This is a genomic window from Sphingomonas sp. BK481, from assembly GCF_014194875.1.
Lineage (GTDB): Bacteria > Pseudomonadota > Alphaproteobacteria > Sphingomonadales > Sphingomonadaceae > Sphingomonas > Sphingomonas aerolata.
Window position 1 is genome coordinate 1 of record NZ_JACIAP010000001.1, and the last position, 18,468, is coordinate 18,468.

Genomic DNA, 18,468 nt, shown 5'->3' on the forward strand with positions numbered 1-18,468 from the left:
TTAACCCCCTGCTCGACCTCGACACCGACTGCATCCTCGACGTGGAGGCGACGCCCGCCCGCTTCGCAGCCGAGGTGGCGGCGACCCGGACGCTGGTGTCACGCGCCGGCACCAGGCTGGGCATCGAACCCGAGAGCCTCGCGGCTGACAAAGCATATGGCAGCGGCCCGTTGCTCGGCTGGCTAATCGACCGGAAAATCACCCCGTACATCCCGGTCATCGACCGCAGCCGCCAACGCGACGCCTTCTTCACCCGTGATGCTTTTCGCTATGACCGCGAGGCCGATACCTATCGCTGCCCGGCCGATAAGCCGCTCGGCTATTGCGGCACCAAACGCGCCAACCAAGTTCGCGTATACCGAAGCCATGTTGCCGATTGTGCTGGCTGCGAACTGAAGCCCCGATGCACCGTCAGCCGGAAACGCAGCATCACCCGCCTCGTCAGCGAGGATGCCCGCGATGCCGCGCGCGCCCTTGCCGGCACCGACGCCTATGTGCACGCGCGGCGTCGAAGAAAGCGGATCGAGCGCGTGTTCGGCCACCTGAAACGCAACTTGGGGCTACGAACGCTCAAGCTGAGAGGCCTCGCCGGAGCAGCTGAGGAGTTCTCCATGGCTGCCGCGGCATACAACCTCCAGCTGCTGGCCCGGCAGGCCGCGCCGGCCTGATACGCGGCGCATCCTCCGGTGCCCGGCGTCACCTGTCATCCACCACGCTGATCCCACGCGATCCTTTTTCAACAGTCTCGAAGCTTTTTGTAGCGCTCGCCATGGCGGGTGCATGCCTTGACGCGTCTGTCGTCCTTGCAAAAAAGCCCGTCGTCATGTCGTCGCTCGAACTCCAGCAACTGCAGGGCCGGGACATCGAGGCGAGCAAGGATCAGGTGTTCGGCGCCGTCATGTCGGTGCTGCAGGATTCGGGCTATCGTATCCAGGCCGCCGACAAGGACACCGGGCTGATCACCGGTATCGCCTCGACCAAGGGCAAGATGTCGTACAGCCTGTGGACCGGTTTCGGTAAATCGAAGAAGACGCCGATCGTCTCGGCCTTTATCGAGCAGACCAGCCCGTCGACGACCCATGTGCGGCTGAGCTTCGTCATGGGGAAAGTCAAATCGACTGTCTATGGCTCGGGGGCGCAGGACGAAGAGCCGATCTACGACGTGTCGGTCTATCAGACGGCGTTCGAGCAGATCAACCAGACCGTGTTCATCCGCCAGACGATGAAATCCCCGGCCGCGACGGTGGCTTCGCCGGGTGCGCCGATCGCCGCGACGCCTGTCGCTACCACGGTCGCGCCCGCCGCGCCGTCCGCCCCCAAGTGACGATCGGTCAGGCGGGCGGTACGCCGCCCGCCTGACCATGGTTGCGGGTGATTGCCGCTTGGCGTCGGCGCCCGGCCCGATGCCGCGCCGGGCGGTTCGACACTTATAGCAGGGTGCGGCCCGGCGGTGCGGCGGTGCGGGTCGGAAAGACGGGGCCGCGCACCGTCATCCGGCTGGCCGGATAGGGGCGCTGCAGTGCGACGACGTCGTCGTAGCGACCGGCGAGCCATAGCGCGTGATCGTCCGGATGCAGGATGGTGATCATCGCCTTGGGGTGGATCGGCGCGACCAGGTCGTTCGCGTCGCAGGTGACCATCGCGAAATAGCGCTGCTCGCCGATCTGGCGCCAGAAGCCGGCGATCGCGAACACGTCTTGGTCGATGACGTCGAACCACATCTCGCCCTTGATGGGCTTTTTCCCGTCGCCGCGATCAACGGGGTCGGGCGTCCATTCGCAGAATTCGGTGAGCGGGATCAGGCACCGGTTTTCGGGGTTCGCCGCAAGCGCTTTCCACTGTGGCAGCGCGAGGTTGCGGACATTGGTCATCGGCCATGGCGCCTGCCCGGCGGTCACGTCCCACTGCATCACATCGAGTCCGCGGGCCCCGTCCTGTTCGCGGATCACATAGGCGCGGCTTTTGGGATAGAGCTCGGTCGGATTGAACCGGTTATCCATCGGCCTTGGCGTTAGCCAGCCCGCGCCAAAGACCTGGGTAAGGGTTTCGGGCTCGCCCTCGAACCGCGCGCGATTACACATGGGGTGCCGATGCGATGCGACCGGCCGTCGCGCAAGCCCGCGGAAAGGAGCAACGGCCGGTCATGGCCGGTGCTCCGCCGTCTCCGGCGCCGGCTTCGGCTTCACGTAGCGGTCCAGCCAGTCCGTCATCTGCCACAGCGTCTCTTCGGTGGACTCGAGCGCGCGATAGCCGTGCGGCTCGTTCGGCAGGACGACGTAGCGCACGGTCGCACCATTGCCCTTGAGCGCAGCGTACATGCGTTCGGACTGGATCGGGAAGGTGCCGCTATTGTCGTCCGCGCCGCCGTGGATCAGCAGGATCGGCGCCTTGATCCGGTCGGCATAGGTGAACGGGCTCATCTCGGTATAGGTCGGCGTCGCCTGCCAATAGGTCCGCTGTTCGGCCTGGAATCCGAACGGCGTCAGCGTGCGGTTATACGCGCCCGACCGGGCGATGCCTGCGCGGAAGAGATCGGTATGCGCAAGCAGATTGGCGGTCATGAACGCGCCATAGCTGTGCCCGCCGACCGCCATGCGCGTCCGGTCGGCGACCCCGAGCTTGACGACGGCATCGACCGCCGCCTGCGCGTCCTGCTGAAGTTGCTTCACGTAGGTGTCGTTTGCCTCCGTGCCGCCTTCGCCGATGATCGGCATCGCCGGATTGTCGAGGATCGCATAGCCCTGGGTCAGCAGGAACAGGTGGCTGATGCCGCGCGGACGCACGAAGCGATTGCCCTGGTCGACGGTCTGCCCGGCGACCTTCGCATCGGTGAATTCGGCGGGATACGCCCAGAGCAAGGTCGGCAGCGGCCCGTCGCGCTTCGCGTCATAGCCCGCGGGGAGGTAGAGCGACCCCGACAGTGCAAGCCCGTCGGCGCGGGGATAGGTGATCGTGCGCTGCGTCACGCCCGCGAACACGGGGGCAGGATCGGCGAACGCGGTGACCGGCTGGGCGCTGCCGCCCCTGACGCTGCGCACGAAGTAATTGGGAGCGAGCTTCGCACTTTCGCGGCGCGTGAGAATGCGCTGCCCGGTATCGTCGAGCATCGCGACGACGGTTTCGTAATAGGGCGGCTTGGCGGACCATAGCCGCGTCTGTTCGCCGCCTGTAAGCGGCAGCGTCGCAAGGAAGGGGAAGGCGCCCGCCTTGGTCGCACCGTCGCCGGTGACGTAGACGGCCTTATGGTCCGGGGTGAAGCGCATCACCGGTTTGCCCGCGGCGTTCGATTCGACGACCGGCCGACCCGGGTCGCCATATTGGTCCTGATAATTGCGGGTCAGCAGCGTGCGCGGCTGGCCCGGTCGCGCCGGTGCGACCCCAAGCCGGTGTTCGGTCCGCGACCGCCATTCGCGGTCGACGACCATCGCGAAGCCGTCATCGCCCCAGAAGGTCGTCGCATAGCGCGCCGGGGTCATCGCCAGATCGACCGGCGCCGCTTCGAACGGTGCCGCCTGCATCTTGACCACGTCGTGGAAGGCGACCTTCGCACGCGGATTGCCGCCGTCGAGCGCCTCGGCCCAGACGAGCGTGGCGGGGGCGTCGGATCGCCACATTGCCTCGCGCGGACCCTTGACGGTGGCGTCGAAGTCGACCGGAAGATCGTCGGCGAGAGGGCGATCGACCAGCGTCCGTACCGGCTGGCCATCGATCGTCGCGACGGCGATCTCGGTCGGGAAATAGCGCGCGGGCAGCAGATAGGAATAGGGACGCTTGAGCCGTTCGGTCAGCAGATACCGGCCGTCGGGCGAGACGCTGAACTCGGTGATGAGCCCGGGCGCCCCGATCGGCCGGGTGGCACCCGACAGCGCGATCCGGACGAGCTGGCCGGTGAAATAATGATCGAACAGGGCCTCGTCATGCGCATTGCCGAGCAGGTCTTCATAGGTTCGCGCCGCCGACGATCGGCCCGCGCTTTCCTGGACGACGGGCCCCGTCGGCGTGTCGCCGGCGACGGGCGCGGGGCCGCGGTTCGCGGGGACGGTGTAGGCGATCAGCGCCGTGCTGTCGGGCATCCAGGTGAACGGCGTGCCGAACGTCCCGTTCAGGCCCTTGGCCACCATGCGCGCGCTGCCGTCACGCTCGGCGATCCAGAGCGAGAGACCGTCGGGCTGCTGCGCATAGAAGGCGAGGCGGGTGCCGTCGGGCGACCAGTCAGGTGCGGCAAAGCGCAGTCCGGCCGGCAGCGCGACATTAATGGTCTTGCCGCTTGCCAGATCCTTGAACTGCAGCGCGTTCAACCACTGCACGCGGACCTCGGCCTGACCATTGGTCGCGGGATCGATGCGATAACCACCAAGCCGCAGGATCGGTTTGGACAAATTGGCGATCGACGGAAGATTCTCGCGACCGAGGATCGCGAGCGTCCGGTGGTCGGGGCTGACCGAGACGCCTGGGGTCGGGGGTGTCTCCAGCGCCCGTGCGATCGCATCGGGCGCGCGGTGATAGGGCGTGCCCGGCGTCTGCGCGCTGGCGCCGGAGATCACCGCGCCGGGTAAAGCGGTCGTGGTGACGAGGAGGAGAGCGATCAAACAGGCACTGGCGCGCATTCATAACCCCTTGTTCTGATATGTCAGGGGTGTGGCATGTCGGGCGTGCCGGCACCAGCGGGCCCGGCCTGCGTGGCAGCTGGCACCTCAGAATTCGCGGATGATGCGCAGGCCGACGCGCGGTCGGAATGGACCCGACACGGCGCGTTCGGCACCCGCACCGATCTGCGCCGAGACCTTCCGCCCGATCGCGCGGTGCAGCTGTGGCATCAAGAGCCAATAGCCGCTCGCCCCCGTCTGCCGGTTTACCTCGAACCCGAGCACGGTGCCGTCATCGACATCCCAGAATGTCGAGTGATTGACGATCAGCCCGGTGCCCTTCGTGCTCCTGAGCGTCACGTCGCCCGCGCCGATCATCGTCATCGTGCTCAACCGTTCGCCGAAGCGGTTGCCGAGCAGATAGACCAGGCTGCTCGACCACCCCCCGTCGCGGCGATTGTGAAGCCCGAGATACTGGACGCCGTGGATGCTGCGTCCGCCGCGAAACGTGCCGAACGTCCCCTGCAGCCCCATCTTAAGATCGGTCAGCCGGCCATTGCTGAACGGCAGCTCGAGCTCGACCGCAAAGCCGTCGGCGACCGCATATTCGACCTCGGGCGCCCATTCGACATGGCGGGACGGTCCGCTGAGATTGACCTGGGCGAGCGTGTTGGTCTCGAGCTCGCCGCGCCGTGCGCCGAGTGGCCGCACCATGTCGAAGATCATCGGTTCGGGGATGGCGGGGATCGCCGCGGACGTCGCCCCCGCGATCGCGGTCGCGCCCGGTACCGGCTGGGCATCTGCCGATCGCGTCTGCGCGGCTGCACCGGTGCTGGCGGCGAGGAGGGCGGGGGCGCAGAACGCTGCGAGGGAGAACGGGGCGCAGGGCCGCGCGCGGATGATCATGGTGACGGGTTCCGGTGGCTGGAGCATGAGGACATGCGCTCATCGCCGCGCCGACTTACGCCGACCTTACGCGAGCCCGCAGGTCGACTTCATGAAGCGCGAACAGCACCATCCCGATGGCGAGCGGGATCAGGAAATAGACCATCCGATAGGCGAGCAAGGCGGCGAACAGCGTCGCGCGGTCGATCTCGGGGAGGCTCGCCAGCATCACCGCTTCGAACACGCCCACGCCGCCGGGGGCATGGGTGATCAGTCCCGTCGTGATCGCCACCAGGTACCCGAGCAACAGACCGGGAAGCAGGGCAAGCGACGCACCGGGCAGCAGGACGACCAGCACCAGCGCCGCAAGGACGAGGTCGATGCTCGCCAGCATCATCTGGATCAGCGCCTGCCGCGTGCGAGGCACGGGGATCGAGCGGCCGAACGCGACGATCATCCGACCGCCACGCCGGTGGAGCAGGATCAGCACCACGCCCAGCAGGGCAAGGCTCGCCGCGCCGATCGCGGCATGCACCGGGTAGGACATCGCAAGGCCGGCAATCGCCAGCCTGTCGGGACTGGCGATCAGCCCGATCCCGAGCAGCAAGAGCACCCCGGACCAGAAGGTCAGGCCGGTCAGCACCATGACATGGCCGACTTCGCCGATCGTCAGCCCTGCGGGCTGGTAGATCCGCCACCGCGCGGTTCCGCCGGTCAGCAGCGCGAACCCGAAATTGTGACTGAAGACATAGCTGGTGAACGAGGCGAGCGCCGCCCGGGGATAGGCAACCCGTCGCCCGATGACCCGCAGCGCGATCACGTCATAGCCGGTCAGCACGCCGTAGCTGATCGCGGTGATCCCGGCGGCGAGCAGCAGCCGGATCCAGCCGATCCGCGTCAGCGCGTCGCGGATGTCGGTCCAGTCGACCCCGTCTAGCAGGCTCGCGAGCGCCGACAGGGCGATCGCGACGACGGCGAGCATCGCGGCGGCGGCGGCTGCCGTTCGCACCGACGACGATGACAGGAGACGTCGCCATCCTGACGGCGCCCGGGCGCTGCACTGTTCTGTCACGACGCTCAGCCCGCGGCCGACCGATTCCGCCGGAGTGCCGGCGCGGCACCCGGATCGGCGGTTGCCGACACCGTGTCCGTCCCCAACAGCGCATGATAGGCGTCGAGGACCATCGCCGACGCGGTGTCCCAGTCATAGGCCGCGCTTGCCGCGCGTGCGGCCCGGCCCATCGACGCGCGCAGATCCGAGAACAACGTAAGACGGCGAACCGCGGCAACCGCCGCATCGAGATCGTTCGCGGCGAAGAACATGCCCGTTTCCTTGCGCAGCAGGTTGCGTCCGCTGGGGATGTCGACGCACACGCTCGGCAATCCCGATGCCATCGCTTCCAACGTTACGTTGCCAAAGGCTTCGGAAATGCTCGGATTGACGAAAATATCCGCGCTGGCGACCGCGCGGGCCAGCCTGTCGCCCGACAGGCTGCCGAGGAGGATCGCGTCCGGCAGGCGCTGCGTTAGCCAGTCCCGTTCGGGCCCGTCGCCGACGATCACGGCCCGGATCGTGGCGGATGATCCGCACAGATCTCCGCTACCCTTGCGAACCGCGTCGACGATGTCGGCGAACAGCGCCGGTCCCTTCTCGCGGACCAGCCGGCCGAAGAAGAGCAGGACGATGTCGGTGTCGGCGATGCCCATGTGCCGGCGCCAGGCCAGGTCGCGGTGGCGCGGAGAGAAGGCGTCGCGATCGACCCCGCGACCCCAGAGACGTGTCCGCTCGCCAAGCCCCTTGGCGGAAAACTCGGCGGCGATGGGAGGGGTGGGCACGAGGATCGCGTCGCTGCCGGTGTAGAACCGGTCGAGATGCCGTTCCATCATTGGCCGGATCAATCCCGCACCATAGAATTGCGCATAGGTCTCGAACCGCGTGTGCAAGCTGGCGACGACCGGGACGCCCATCGTCCGCGCCAGCCGCTGCGCGGCAACGCCGGTCCAGTCGGGGGCGGACAGGTGGACGATGTCGGGGCGGAAACATTCGACATCGCGCCGGACCGCCGCCGGCAATCCGAGCCCCAGCCGATACTCGCCGCGACCCGGAATGCGAACCGACGGGACCGACACCAATGTGCCCGTGGGGTCAAAGGCGGGGCGGGGCGATGTCGGTGAATAGACCCGGACGTCGACGCCGTCGCGCTCAAGATACCCGACGAGGCGGTTGAGCGCCTGGTTGGCGCCGTCGCGCAGATAGTTGTAGTTGCCCGAGAACAGGGCGACCCGGCGCGGCTGGTCGGGCGCCGCACGGACGCGGGACACCGCGGCGCGGGTCGCTGCAAGCCGTTCGAACGGGCCAAGGATATCGGACATGGAGACACTCTGATTTTTGCTGACGGCGCATCGCGCGACATCGATCGGGATCGAGGATCGGTCGGCCTATCCCGTCCGGCTTACGCCAGCCTTACAGGCGGCCATCGGCGCGGCCGGTGCGCTCCGGGCAGCCCGACCGGGGAGCGTCGATGCGGATCCTGATCGTCGAGGATCATGCCGATCTGGTCACGATGCTGATCCGGCTGCTCGGCGAGGCGGGCTATGCCGCGGACGCGACCGCGACGGCCGCCGATGCACGGCTGATCCTGTCCTATACGCGCTATGCCGCGGTCATCCTCGATCTCGGGCTGCCGGACGGCGATGGCCTGTCGGTCGTGCGCGAATTGCGTGACCGCGACGATCCCACGCCGGTCATCGCGCTGACCGCGCGGGCAAGCGTCGCACACCGCGTGACCGGGCTCGAGGCGGGGGCCGACGACTATCTCGCCAAGCCGTTCGCGCCCGAGGAACTGCTCGCCCGCATCCAGGCGCTGCTCCGGCGCAGCGGCACGATCGTCGACCGGACGATCGAGTGCGGCAATGTCCGGTTCGATCCGGCAACGCGCGAGGTCACCGTTGCCGGCCGGCCGACCGTTTTGTCCGCGCGCGAACTGGAGGTGCTCGCCGGGCTGATCCGCCGCGCGAGCCGGGTGGTGACCAAGCAACATCTCGAACAATTGCTGTTCGGGCTGGCCGACGATCTCGGGTCGAATGCAGTCGAGGTCTATGTCCACCGGCTGCGGCGGCGCCTCGCCGATTCGCAGGCGACCGCGGACATCGTCACGGTCCGCGGAGTCGGCTACATGCTGCTGGAGCGGGACGCGTGACGCGGCCGCCACGATCATTGATGGCGCAGATCCTGCGCTGGCACGCGATCGCGGTGCTGATCACCGCCGTCGCGGTGGCCGGCGGGGTCTATCTGTTTCTCGACACGACGGCGGCGCGGATCCAGCATCAGACGGTCCACGTCCATACCCAGGCCCTGCGCCAGGCGCTGTCGCAGGACGCGCGCGGCCGGTTGCACCTGACCCAGGACGGGACCAGCGCCGCGGTGTTCGCGCCGGGGGCGGGCTTTGCATTCCGCATTGTCGATCCGCGGGGTGCGGTCCTGTTCCGGTCGGATTCGCCGATCATGGTGCCGCTCGCGGCCATCCCGCTGAGCGACGAGGAGCGCTTCTTCCGCCGGCAGTCGCGGCACGCCTTCTATGCCGGCGCCAGCAGCCCGGCGCGCGTCGGAAGCGCACGCGTCTGGATCGTCGTCCTACAGAACCTGACCCACCCGGACTATATTCTCGACGACCTGCTCGCGCAGTTCCTGCTCTACGGCCTGGCGATCGTGACGCCGGTCCTGCTGCTGCTGCTGGCGATCGACGTGCTGATCATCCGGCGTGCGGTCGCGCCGGTACGGCGAGCCTCCGCATCACTGCGGACGGACGATGCGCTGCCGCTCGATCTGCGTCTGCATGACGACCGGCTTCCGGCCGAGGTCCGTCCACTCGCGCGCGCGGTCAATGCGCTGCTGGAGCGTCTGACGTCGAGCTACCGCATGCAGCGCGACTTCATCGCCGATGCGGCGCACGAACTGCGCACGCCGATCGCCGTGGCCAGGCTTCGTGTCGAGGAGGTCGAGGATGCTACGTTGCGGGCGACGCTGCGCAGCGATCTCGACACGCTCGGGCGCATCGTCGAGCAGGTGCTGGAGATCGCCGAGCTCGAAACCGTCGCGCTGGATACCGCGGCATCGGTCGATCTCGTCGCGATCGCGACCGACGGCGTGGCCTCGATCGCACCGCTGGCGATCCGCCAGGGCAAGTCGATCGCGCTGTCGACGGGGGCGGACAGCGTGATGGTCGCGGGCCATGCGGCCTGGATCGCCAAGGCGCTGGGCTGCCTGATCGAGAATGCGGTCAAGCATAGCGGGCCTGGCCGTCGGATCGACGTGACGATCGGGACAGACGGCACGCTGGCGGTCTGCGACGACGGCCCCGGCATCCCCGAGGCGGATCAGCCGTCGATCTTTCGCCGTTTCTGGAAACGCGATCGTGCCGCATCCGCCAGCAGCGGGCTGGGGCTGGCGATCGTCGCGCAGGTCGCGGAGGCGCACGCGACGCGGGTGGTGCTCGCGTCGCGGCCGGGGCGGACCCGGTTCGCGATTACCTTCCGCACCGCATTGATGCGCCGCTGATCGCGAGCCCATCTTCGCCACTGACGCGCTCTTATCGGGCATTGCACCATGGTCCACATAGCGGGCACGCGGTCGCAGAGGAATTTGGTATGACGAGTATTGCGCAGGACCGTGGCCCCTTGGAGCCGGATGCGTCGATGCCAGGCCCGTCGGGCGGACACCATCTCGGTCGGGGGCTGACGTTCGTGATGGCCGCCGCGGCCGGCGTTGCCGTCGCCAACATCTATTACAACCAGCCCATGCTGGGGATCATCGAGCGCAACCTGCCCGGGGCCGCGACCAGCCTGGTGCCGACCGCGACGCAGCTTGGCTATGCCGCGGGGCTGTTCCTCCTGGTGCCGCTCGGCGACCTGGTCGAACGCCGGCGTCTGATCGTCGTGCAGTTCCTGGGGCTGGCCACGGCCCTGATCCTCGCGGCGATCGCACCAAGCGCGGCGATGCTGATCGCCGCGTCGCTGCTCGTCGGGATATTCTCGACCGTCGCGCAACAGGTCGTGCCGTTTGCAGCGCATCTCGCAAGCCCGGAACGACGCGGTGCAACGGTCGGGACGGTCATGGCGGGGCTGTTGTGCGGCATCCTGCTCAGCCGGACGCTGGCGGGTTTCGTCGCGACGCATGCCGGGTGGCGGGCGATGTTCTGGCTGGGCGTGCCGATGGCGCTGGGCGCGGGGGTGGTGATGGCGTTGCGGCTGCCGCGCAGCGTCCCGACCGCGGATCTCGGTTATGCAGGGCTGCTGCGGTCGCTCGGCGGTCTCTGGCGGGAGTTCGGCGCGCTGCGCAAGGCCGCCATCACGCAGGCGCTGCTGTTCGGCGCGTTCAGCGTGTTCTGGACGATCCTCGCGATCCATCTGCAGAGTCCGCGCTTCGGTCTGGGGGCGGATATCGCGGGTCTGTTCGGGGTGGTCGGCGCGGTCGGCGTGCTCGCCGCGCCGGTCGCCGGGCGTATCGCCGACCGCCGCGGTCCCAGGCTGGTGATCCTGCTCGGGGCCGTGCTGACGCTGGCAAGCTGGGCGGTCTTTGCGCTGTGGAGTTCGATTGCCGGGCTAGTGGTCGGCGTGATCCTGCTCGATTTCGGTGTGCAGAGCGCGCTCGTCTCCAATCAGCATGTCGTTTACGCGCTGCGGCCCGAGGCCCGCGCCCGGCTCAACACGATCTTCATGGGGGCGATGTTCCTCGGCGGCGCGGCGGGATCGGCCGGCGCGACCTGGGCATGGCACATGGACGGCTGGGTTGCGGTCACGGGGCTAGGCGCGGCCTTGTCCGCCGCGGCGGTGCTGCTTCAGATCGTCGCGGCCAGACGCCGGCGCTGATCCGTCGAGGCGCCGCCGATTTCAGCCACTTGCGCCGATCGCCCCTGCGGGCAACAACCATGCTTGGTCCTGGGAGTTCGCCAATGCATCGTCGCACCTTCATCGCATCGCTGCCCGCGGCGGCGCTGCTTCCGACACTCGCGTCTGCGCAGCGCGGTACAGCCAGCACCGACCCCGCCCCCGGCCCGGGGCAGGGGGCAGCGCCCGCGACGGATACCAATCCTACATTCTGGGCGCCTGGCGAGGAGCGCTTCCTGCGCCCCGACGTCCATGCCGGCGACCGGCCGATCGGCGCGAGCTTCGCGTCGCGCACCGCGGTCTATGGTCTCAACGGCGCGGCGGGGACCGCGCATCCGCTCGCGACGCAGGCGGGAATCGACATCCTGCGGTCGGGTGGGTCGGCGGTCGATGCGGCGATCGCGATCAACGCGTGTCTCGGCTTCCTCGAGCCGACGTCGAGCGGGATCGGCGGGGATGCCTATGCGATGATCTGGGATCCCAAGGCCAAGGCGGTCGTCGGGCTCGCCGGGTCGGGCGCATCGCCGCGCGGCCTGAGCCTGGAAACGGTGCGGTCGCGCGCCAGGAACGGCGCACTGCCGCCGCTCGGCGCGCTCAGCGTGTCGGTGCCGGGGACGGTCGATGCGTGGTGGACGATGCACCAGCGCTACGGGAAACTGCCTTGGGCGGACCTGTTCCAGCCCGCGATCGCGCTCGCCGAGGCGGGCGCGCCGGTGCCCGACATCATCGCCTATTATATCCGCCGTAGCCTCACCGCGTTCCGCCGTCCGGGGAACGGGCTCGAGGAGTCCGCCAACGCGCTGCGCACCTACGGGCTGGCGGACGGCAAGGGACCGGCGGCAGGGGGCGTGTTCCGCAATCCCGACCTCGCACGCACCTATCGCGCGATCGCAAGCGGTGGACGCGATGCGTTCTATGAGGGCGACATCGCGCAGACAATCGAGCGCTACTTCAAGCGGATCGGCGGGTGGCTGTCGGCGGCGGACCTCGCCGCGCACCATTCGGAATGGATCGCGCCCAGCACGACGGACTATCGCGGCACGACCGTCCATGCGCTTGGCGCGAACACGCAGGGGCTGGCGACGCTCCAGATGCTCAACATCCTCGAGCGGTTCGACCTGAAGGGCGCAGGCTTCCAGTCCGCGCTGTCGATTCACCTGCAGGCCGAAGCCAAGCGCCTCGCCTATGAGGATCGCGCGCGATACTATGCCGATCCGCACTTCGCCAAGGTGCCGGTCGAGTGGCTGATCTCCAAGGATTATGCGGCACAGCGCGCCAGGCTGATCCGGCCCGACCGGCTGCTGACCCCGGTCTATCCGGGGCAGGCGCCAAGCCACGGCGACACCACCTATTTCAGCTGCGCGGACAAGGACGGCATGATGGTGTCGATGATCCAGTCCAATTTCCGCGGGATGGGATCGGGCCTCGTCGCCGATGGCCTCGGCTTCATGTTCCAGGATCGCGGGCAGCTGTTCAGTCTCAAGGACGGTCACCCCAACATCTATGCGCCGGGCAAGCGGCCGTTCCAGACGATCATCCCGGGCTTCGCGACGCGCAAGGGCGCGCCGTGGATGAGCTTCGGCGTGATGGGCGGCGACATGCAGCCGCAGGGGCAGACGCAGATCATCGTCAACCGCATCGACTATGGGCTCGAGATCCAGTCGGCAGGGGATTCGCCGCGCTGGCATCACGAGGGATCGTCGCAATCGATGGGCGAGGATACGCCCGGGCTCGGGCCCACCGGGTTGCTACGGTTAGAAACCGGGGTGCCGGTCGCGACGCGGAAGCGGCTGGCCGACATGGGGTGGACGATCGGCGATCCCGATGGCGGCTTCGGACGCTACGAATGTGTCGAACACCGCATGGACGGCGACACCCGCGTCTATGCCGCGGCGAGCGAGATGCGCGCCGATGGGTGCGCGCTCGCCTATTGAGCAGGGCGGGGCTGGCCTAGCGGTCCAGCCCCAGTGCGACACGGTCGGCCGTCGCGGCGGCGAGTTCGGCGCGCGCGGAGGCGATTCGCGCTTGTGCGTCGATCAGGCGGACGCGTGCATCGGTCGCGGTCTCCTCGCGCTGGTTGACCAGGAAGAAGTCGCCCGATCCCAGTTCGAAGCGGCGGCGTTCCGCGACGGCGAGCTGGTCGGCCAGGCTGCGTTCCTCCTCCGCGATCCCGGCAAGCCGTTCGGTCGCGCCGACCGCGATGACGATGCCTTCGACCTCGATCGCGATCTGGTCGCGCAGGAAGCGACTGCGCTGTGCCAATGCGTCGATCTCGGCGCGGGCTTCGGCCACCCGTCCCTTGGCGGCGCGGTTCTGGAGCGGCACGCTGAAGCGGAAGCCGACCGCCGCCTCGAGCGGCGTGCGGTTTGGTCCGCCCAGACCGACCGGGCCGACATCCTTGCCGACTTCACCGCGCAGGTCGAGCCGGGGCGACAGATCGTTTTCCGCCAGCATCAGCCGCGCGGTCGACTGGTCGATCCGGGTCAGGATCGCCCGGTAATCCGGCCGCGTGACCGCTGCCGCGCTCGATCCGGTCGGCGCGACGCCGGCAAGCGCGCTCGTGTCCGCGGGCAGCCGGTCGGGCGATACGAGCAGCGGCGCCCCCGCATCGTCGCGCAGATAGAGTGACAGCGTGTTGGCGGCGGTGGCGATATCCTGTTCGGCCCGCACCACGAGCGCGCGCCGGCGGACGAGGTTCTGGTCGTTTTCGGTCAACAGGATCTCGGGTCGTGCACCCAGCGTCACCAGCCGCCCGATCGCGCCGCGCCGCCGCTCCGCAAGGTCGAGCAGGTCGCGATAGGCACGCAGTCGCAACCCTGCGGCGACCCAGGCCTGATAGGCGTCGACCGCGCGGCGCTGGACGCCGATCGCGACCATCTGCGCTTCGAACCGTGCGACGTCGATGTCCGCGCCGGCGACGCTGCGCCGCGTCCGGCGTTCGTCGACCACGCGGTCGCGCAACAAGGCGAACAGCGCGCCGACCTTCGCCTCGCCCAGCCGGTTGGTATAGGCCTGATCCTCATAGACAGGAAAAGTGCCCCGCGACGCGCGGTAGCCACCATAGACATAGCCGCCATTGGTCGTCAGCGGCCTCGTCACGCGGCTTTCGACGACGGTGCCGTCATAATAGCCCGCGACGCGCGACTTGCCGTCGACGTCGAACACCGTGTCGAACGCGCCGTCCGCCGACAGCGATCGCCCCTCCGCCTGGCGGACGCGCGCGAGTGCCTCGACGATCTGCGGGGCGGACCGCACGGAGGCACGCAGCACCTCGTCGAGTGTCAGTGGGGCGGCTTGCGCGATCGCCGCCACTGGGGACAGCAGCATCAGCAGCGCGGCGAAGAATCGGGTCACTTCTTGCCACCCTCCTCGTCGGAGGCCTTCGCATCCATGGCCTTGGCCTCGCCCTTCGCGGCTGCCGCCGGGCGCCGGCCGAATTCGAGCGGAAAGTCGTTGAGCTGGCGCCAGAGTTCATAACCGACCAGCACCGTCTCGCCCTGCACCCAGCCGCGCACCTTGCCGCCGGGGCGGACGAATTCGCGCGCGGGCCAGGCAGGTTTGCCGGGCTGGGGCTCGACCAGGATGCGGAACAGCCCGTCGGGAGCGGCATTGGGATCGATCGTGCGAACGCGGCCGTCGAACATCCCCTGTGCAACCGACGGCCAGCCGCTGAACTGGATCGCGGGCCAGCCCTCGAATTCAAGGCGGACCGGTCGGCCGGGACGCAGCACCGGCACGTCGCGACCGTCGACGAACAGCTCGACCGCGCGCTCGACGCGCTCGGGCGCGATCACCGCGAGCACGGTGCCGGGCGACACCATCGATCCGCCGGTCGTGGCGTTGAGCTGCTGGACGCGACCGTCGCGGGGTGCGCGGACCATCTGCGCGGACTGGCGGTTGAGCTGGATGTCGATCCGGTTGAGCTTGGCGCGCGCCTCGGCCAGCTTGGCGCCTGCATCGGCGACCTTGATCTGGGTCTGCTCATAGTCGCGCCGCGCGGCCAGCCCCTCGGCGAGGAGCTGCGCAGTACGCGACACGTCGATTCCCGCGACCGCGCGGCTTTGCTGGACCGCGGCGATCTCCGCCTCGACCTGCGCCCGTTCGGCGCGCAGACGCGACAGCAGGTCGGGGTCGAGATCGACGACGCGCGCGATCGGATCGCCGCGTTCGACATGCTGCCCGTCATGTACATACCAGCGTTCGACGCGGCCCGGCACGAACGCCGTCACCTGCTGCTGCCGATCGTCGGGATCGAGCGCGACGACCTGGCCGGTGCCGTTGGCGGTCTGCACCCAGGGGACCAGCGCCATGATCGCGATCGCGACCGCGATGCCGATAAACAACAGCCACGCGACCGTCACCGCGCTGCGCGGCGCGCGCATCCTTGCCAGTGTCGGGAAATGTGCGACGCGATCGGGACTATACGGCATCGTTCGACTCCGTATGCGCGTCGGCGATCAGCGCGGCATGGGTGGCGAAGCGTCGCTGGCGATGCGGTTCGAGGCGGAACCAGCCATCGAGGACGATGTCCTCGGGCCGGCCGGTACACAGCAAGGTGGTCGTCCCGGCCGCCTTCAACCGGCGCAGCACGTCCGCCAGCCGCTCCGCGGGAATCAGGTCGCACAGCTGCGAGAGCATCAGCACGCGTGGTCGCACGAGCAGCGCGCTGGCGAGCTTGAGTGCGACGACCTCGCCGATCGCCAGCGGATAGCCCGACGCGGCTAGCGGGGTGTCGAGTCCGTGCGGAAACTGCGCAACCCGTTCGCGCAGGCCCACGGCGTCGAGGACTTCGAGCATCCCGCCCGGGTCCGATCCAGCCGCCGCGGCAAGCGACAGATATTCGCGGATCGTGACCTCGACGATCGTCGGCCGGTCGAGCACCATCACCGCGGATCGCAACAGATACATGTCGAACGTCGCCATGTCGGCGCCACCGACCGTGACCAGCCCGCGCTCGGGCACGATGTGGCGCTTGAGCACCATCGCCAGCAGCCGTTCCGCCCCGCCATCCGCGAGCGTGACGAGCTGTTCGCCCGCCGCCAGCGAGAAGTCGAAGCGCGCACCCTCCACTTCGACCGCTTCGAGCCGGACGGCACCATCGCCGGGCGCCTGTCCCGCGGTGGCGGCCGCCTGTTCCTGGGGAATCGCGAACAGCAGCGACAATTCCTCAGCGCTCGCGATCAGATCGTAGAGCGTGTCGAGATACCAGCCGAGCTGCGACACGCCGTAGAATACACCGCTCAGGATCAGCTCGGCCGCGACCAGCTGTCCGATCGACAATTCGCCGCGCAGGATCAGATTGCCGCCGAGCGCGAGCAGCGCCGCACTGGCAAAGGCATAGAGCAGCAGGAAGGCCACGGTCTGCGCGAAGCTGTAGCGGAAATAGCGTTCGTGCCGGTCGACATAGGTCGCAGTGACGGCTTCGGACCGATCCATCGCGAAATCGAGATGGCGGCTCGATTTGTAGAAGCCGTTCGATCCACCCAGGCTTTCCAGCCAGCGGGCGGCCTCATGCTTGGCGTGACTGAGCGCGACCGCGGAGCGGATCGATCCGCGCGACCAGATCGTCCAGATCGCGAGCACCAGCAGGATCAGCAGCGCGTTGAACGCGAGGAAGAAGGGGTGGTAGAAACTCGTCACGACCAGCCCGACCGCGGACTGAAGGATGATCGTGAACGCCCCGATCACCAGGCTCGGTACCGCCTTCTGCACCACGACGAGATCGAAATAGCGGTTGAACAGGTCGCCGCGATTCTGATCGGCGAAGAAGGGGTTCTGCGCATGGACGGCGCGTTCGGTGATTTCGGCGACGACGCGCGCAAAGAACCGCCGTTCGAACAGCGCCATGACCCAGAAGCGCATCGCGCTGAGCCCGGCCACGAACAGCAGCAGCACGAGCAACAGCCCGGCCAGCGTCCAGAGCGGTGCGGGCAGCGCGGTGTTGGCGACGCTGTTGATCAGCAGCTGCACCGAGATCGGCGTGGCGAGCGACAACAGGCTGATCGCGACGCCGTACACCATTGCGAGGCGGAGATAGGGCGTATCGGGTGCAACGATCTCGCCCAGCCAGCCGCGTGCTTCACGCCATCCGATTCGTTTGCCTGCCACCTGCGTCATCCAACTGCTCGAGTCCGCAATTAGAATCGCCGCACAGCCTCATTGATACAACTACGGGGCGGCTATATCATCGATAGGATAAACCTATGGGCCAACCGCGCGCAACAGGTCGGCGATCAGGTGATAGGCGGGAGCACGGCCTGCGCCGATGCGCCACAGCAGTCCGATCTCGCGATATTGGCGACCGTGATTGAACGGGCGGACGGTGACGTCGTCGCCGTCGCGCACTTCCTGGCGGACATAGAGTTCGGGCAGCAGGGCCAGCCCCATGCCCATCCCGGCCATCTGCCGGATCGCGTCGAGACTGGTGCCCTCGTAATCGTTGAGCACGACCGCGCCGACTTCGCCGGCGATCGCGGCGACCTGTTGCGCGAGGCGATAGTCCGCGACGAGCGTCAGCAGGTTCTGGCCGCGCAGATCGGCCATCTCGATTCCAGCCTTGGGCGCCAGCGGATGGTCCGCCGCCATCGCCAGATACAGCGCCTCACGGAACAGACGCTCGGTGTGGAATCCGCGCCCGGCGACCGGCAGCTGTGCGAGGATCAGGTCGTGGTCACCCGCCGCGAGTCCCGCGGTCAGCGCGGAGGGCAGGCCTTCGCGCACATGGATGCGCAGCGTCGGATGGTCACGGTGCAGACGCGCGACGAAGGTCGGTAGCAGATAGGCGCCGAGCGTCGGCGATACGCCCAGCCGGATCGTCCCGACCAACGCGTCCGCCGAAGCGACGCGCACCTCCTCCAGGTCCGCAAGGTCGAACAGGATCCGACGCGCGCGCTCGAGGAGCTCGCGGCCGAGCGGCGTCGGGATCGCAGGGCCACCGCGTTCGAACAGTGGCGCGCCGAGAATCGTCTCGAGCGCGCGGATCTGTTGCGACAGCGACGGCTGGGACACGCCCATCCGTTCGGCCGCGCGGGTGAAGCTGCCGTTTTCGGCAAGCGCGACGAAATAGCTGAGCTGGCGGATGGTGGTCCTGGGGCGATGCATGCGTCATCCT

At 68.3% G+C, this 18,468-nt stretch carries 15 protein-coding genes; 6 read left to right on the plus strand and 9 right to left on the minus strand.

The genetic code is table 11. The features are described 5' to 3' along the window. Positions 1–668: transposase (locus FHY04_RS00005; RefSeq protein WP_183935004.1), on the plus strand; the 668-nt coding region annotated here is incomplete at its 5' end. 155 nt (positions 669–823) lie between these two features. Continuing rightward, the gene (locus FHY04_RS00010; RefSeq protein ID WP_260171244.1) at positions 824–1,324 is read left to right on the plus strand and encodes a hypothetical protein; all 501 of its coding nucleotides are present in this window, start codon (positions 824–826) and stop codon (positions 1,322–1,324) included. A gap of 103 nt (positions 1,325–1,427) precedes the next feature. On the opposite strand, the gene FHY04_RS00015 is transcribed toward FHY04_RS00010, so the two are convergent. From FHY04_RS00015 to FHY04_RS00035, 5 genes are all read right to left on the minus strand, one after another. Continuing rightward, positions 1,428–2,081, minus strand: coding sequence for an SOS response-associated peptidase family protein (locus FHY04_RS00015; protein ID WP_183935005.1), 654 nt, complete (start codon positions 2,079–2,081; stop codon positions 1,428–1,430). A 60-nt stretch (positions 2,082–2,141) separates the two neighbouring features. Beyond that, positions 2,142–4,589 (minus strand): prolyl oligopeptidase family serine peptidase, encoded by a 2,448-nt coding sequence (locus tag FHY04_RS00020; protein WP_260171245.1) that lies wholly within the window; start codon positions 4,587–4,589, stop codon positions 2,142–2,144. A gap of 105 nt (positions 4,590–4,694) precedes the next feature. Further along, a complete protein-coding gene (locus FHY04_RS00025; protein ID WP_260171246.1) occupies positions 4,695–5,519 on the minus strand; it encodes a hypothetical protein in 825 nt (274 codons plus the stop codon). Between the two features lie 28 nt (positions 5,520–5,547). Then, entirely contained in the window at positions 5,548–6,480 is a 933-nt protein-coding gene (locus FHY04_RS00030) for a lysylphosphatidylglycerol synthase domain-containing protein (protein WP_183935007.1), read from the minus strand. A gap of 68 nt (positions 6,481–6,548) precedes the next feature. Continuing rightward, on the minus strand, positions 6,549–7,844 hold the full coding sequence (locus FHY04_RS00035; RefSeq protein WP_183935008.1) for a glycosyltransferase family 1 protein: 1,296 nt from the start codon (positions 7,842–7,844) through the stop codon (positions 6,549–6,551). Between the two features lie 149 nt (positions 7,845–7,993). Here FHY04_RS00035 and FHY04_RS00040 point away from each other — a divergent pair, with 149 nt between their 5' ends. From FHY04_RS00040 to FHY04_RS00055, 4 genes are all read left to right on the plus strand, one after another. Beyond that, the gene (locus FHY04_RS00040; protein WP_183935009.1) at positions 7,994–8,671 is read left to right on the plus strand and encodes a response regulator transcription factor; all 678 of its coding nucleotides are present in this window, start codon (positions 7,994–7,996) and stop codon (positions 8,669–8,671) included. Then, positions 8,668–10,029, plus strand: coding sequence for an ATP-binding protein (locus FHY04_RS22850; protein WP_183935010.1), 1,362 nt, complete (start codon positions 8,668–8,670; stop codon positions 10,027–10,029). The genes FHY04_RS00040 and FHY04_RS22850 overlap by 4 nt, the downstream gene beginning before the upstream one ends. 137 nt (positions 10,030–10,166) lie before the next feature. After that, positions 10,167–11,339, plus strand: coding sequence for an MFS transporter (locus FHY04_RS00050; RefSeq protein WP_260171287.1), 1,173 nt, complete (start codon positions 10,167–10,169; stop codon positions 11,337–11,339). An 83-nt stretch (positions 11,340–11,422) separates the two neighbouring features. Further along, a complete protein-coding gene (locus FHY04_RS00055) occupies positions 11,423–13,291 on the plus strand; it encodes a gamma-glutamyltransferase family protein (RefSeq protein WP_183935011.1) in 1,869 nt (622 codons plus the stop codon). 16 nt (positions 13,292–13,307) lie between these two features. Here FHY04_RS00055 and FHY04_RS00060 read toward each other — a convergent pair whose 3' ends face one another. From FHY04_RS00060 to FHY04_RS00075, 4 genes are all read right to left on the minus strand, one after another. Continuing rightward, positions 13,308–14,711 carry a TolC family protein gene (locus FHY04_RS00060; protein WP_311723025.1) on the minus strand — a complete coding sequence of 468 codons (1,404 nt, stop codon included), beginning with the start codon at positions 14,709–14,711 and terminating at the stop codon, positions 13,308–13,310. Then, positions 14,708–15,787: an efflux RND transporter periplasmic adaptor subunit gene (locus tag FHY04_RS00065; protein WP_183935012.1), complete on the minus strand. Its 1,080-nt coding sequence runs from the start codon at positions 15,785–15,787 to the stop codon at positions 14,708–14,710. The genes FHY04_RS00060 and FHY04_RS00065 overlap by 4 nt, the downstream gene beginning before the upstream one ends. Beyond that, the gene (locus FHY04_RS00070; protein ID WP_166747000.1) at positions 15,777–17,465 is read right to left on the minus strand and encodes an ABC transporter ATP-binding protein; all 1,689 of its coding nucleotides are present in this window, start codon (positions 17,463–17,465) and stop codon (positions 15,777–15,779) included. Before FHY04_RS00070 ends, FHY04_RS00065 begins: the two co-directional genes overlap by 11 nt. 93 nt (positions 17,466–17,558) lie before the next feature. Then, positions 17,559–18,458: a hydrogen peroxide-inducible genes activator gene (locus tag FHY04_RS00075; protein WP_056679320.1), complete on the minus strand. Its 900-nt coding sequence runs from the start codon at positions 18,456–18,458 to the stop codon at positions 17,559–17,561. Between the last annotated feature and the right edge of the window lie 10 nt (positions 18,459–18,468).

What these genes read in the sequence shown, in the direction of transcription:
- FHY04_RS00010 (WP_260171244.1), top strand. Translation starts at nt 824, where the DNA reads ATGTCGTCGCTCGAACTCCAGCAACTGCAGGGCCGGGACATCGAGGCG.
- FHY04_RS00015 (WP_183935005.1), bottom strand. Translation starts at nt 2,081, where the DNA reads ATGTGTAATCGCGCGCGGTTCGAGGGCGAGCCCGAAACCCTTACCCAG.
- FHY04_RS00025 (WP_260171246.1), bottom strand. Translation starts at nt 5,519, where the DNA reads ATGCTCCAGCCACCGGAACCCGTCACCATGATCATCCGCGCGCGGCCC.
- FHY04_RS00035 (WP_183935008.1), bottom strand. Translation starts at nt 7,844, where the DNA reads ATGTCCGATATCCTTGGCCCGTTCGAACGGCTTGCAGCGACCCGCGCC.
- FHY04_RS00040 (WP_183935009.1), top strand. Translation starts at nt 7,994, where the DNA reads ATGCGGATCCTGATCGTCGAGGATCATGCCGATCTGGTCACGATGCTG.
- FHY04_RS00050 (WP_260171287.1), top strand. Translation starts at nt 10,167, where the DNA reads ATGCCAGGCCCGTCGGGCGGACACCATCTCGGTCGGGGGCTGACGTTC.
- FHY04_RS00055 (WP_183935011.1), top strand. Translation starts at nt 11,423, where the DNA reads ATGCATCGTCGCACCTTCATCGCATCGCTGCCCGCGGCGGCGCTGCTT.
- FHY04_RS00065 (WP_183935012.1), bottom strand. Translation starts at nt 15,787, where the DNA reads ATGCCGTATAGTCCCGATCGCGTCGCACATTTCCCGACACTGGCAAGG.
- FHY04_RS00075 (WP_056679320.1), bottom strand. Translation starts at nt 18,458, where the DNA reads ATGCATCGCCCCAGGACCACCATCCGCCAGCTCAGCTATTTCGTCGCG.